The sequence below is a fragment of the Streptomyces alkaliterrae genome (genome assembly GCF_007097205.2).
GTDB lineage: Bacteria > Actinomycetota > Actinomycetes > Streptomycetales > Streptomycetaceae > Streptomyces > Streptomyces alkaliterrae.
The window spans coordinates 1-1,247 of sequence record NZ_VJYK02000592.1; the positions used below are offsets into that span (position 1 = coordinate 1).

Sequence of the window (1,247 nt, forward strand, 5' to 3'; positions counted from 1 at the left end):
GTGCCGGGGCGGGGGTTCGCGCGGTTGGGTTCGGGACCGGTGGTGCGGTTGCAGGTTCCGCATGTGCCGAACCCGTCGGACGGCAGTGCGCCGGCGGCGCATCGGGAGGCGGTGGAGGCTCTGCTGCCGGAGTTCACGGTGGAGGGGTTGCCTTCGGCGTCGGATCCGCTGCGGTGACGGCGGGGTGACTGCGGGATCACGGTCGGCGAGCGCGGGCCGCGGTGGACGGGTGGGGGGATTCGGGGTCGTCGTGGAAGCGTGTGAGAAACGGGAGTGAAGATGTCCTCTGGTGTGCTGGTCGGCGGCGGTCCTGCGGGTGGGTCGCCGGCCGATCCCGGTTTCTGGGCGTTGCCCGCGCGGGCGCGCGCCGAGGTGTTCGCGCGGCTGCGGGAGCGTGAGGGTCTGGCCTTTGTGCCGGAGCGTGGCGGCGGCTGGTACGCGGTGGTGCGGCACGCGGACGTGATGGTGGCGAGTCGGCGGCCGGATCTGTTCCTGAGCGGTCCGGGGGTGACCACGCCGCCGCCGGCGCGGTGGGTGCGGTGGGTGTTCGGGGACTCGATGGTGAACCTGGACGATCCGCGGCACGCCGTGTTGCGGCGGATCGTGTCCCGGTCGTTCACGCCGCGGCTGTTGGAGCGGGTGGAGCGGGACATGGTGGAGATCGCGGCGCGGATCGTGACGGCGGTCGAGCGGGATCGGCCGGTGGACTTCGTCTCGGCGGTGGCGGCGCCGATGCCGTTCGAGGTGATCTGCTCGATGATGGGCGTTCCGCGGGTGCAGCGGGAGCGCGTCATGGCGCTGGTGGCGGCCGCGTCGGAGCACACCGGGGTGCGGCGGGGGGTGGCGGCGCGGCTGAGGTCGCCGGCGCGGGGGCTGCGGGCGTTGGCGGAGATGCGTCGGATCATCGTGGCGCTCGGTCGGGAGCGTCGGCGGCGGCCTGGTGAGGATCTGGTCTCGGCGTTGGTGAGCGCGGAGGTGGACGGGCGGTCGCTCACGGGGCGGGAGCTCGGTGCGTTCTTCTCGTTGCTGCTGGTGGCGGGCGTGGAGACGACGCGGAACGCGTTGGCGCATGGGTTGTGGCTGTTGACGGCGCATCCCGCGCAGCGGGAGCGGTTGTGCGCGGATCTGGCGGGCGGCCTGCCGGGGGCGGTGGAGGAGATCGTGCGGTTCTCCTCTCCGATCGTCCAGTTCCGTCGGACGGTGGCGGCGGACTGTGAGCTGGGTGGGCAGCGGCTGCGCTGTCTCTT

The 1,247-nt window shown here is 73.1% G+C and carries 1 protein-coding gene; it reads left to right on the top strand.

Going from position 1 to position 1,247, the window contains the following annotated elements:
- Positions 1–279: 279 nt before the first annotated feature.
- On the top strand, positions 280–1,247 hold a 968-nt coding region (locus tag FNX44_RS26975), incomplete at its 3' end, for a cytochrome P450 (protein WP_153507786.1).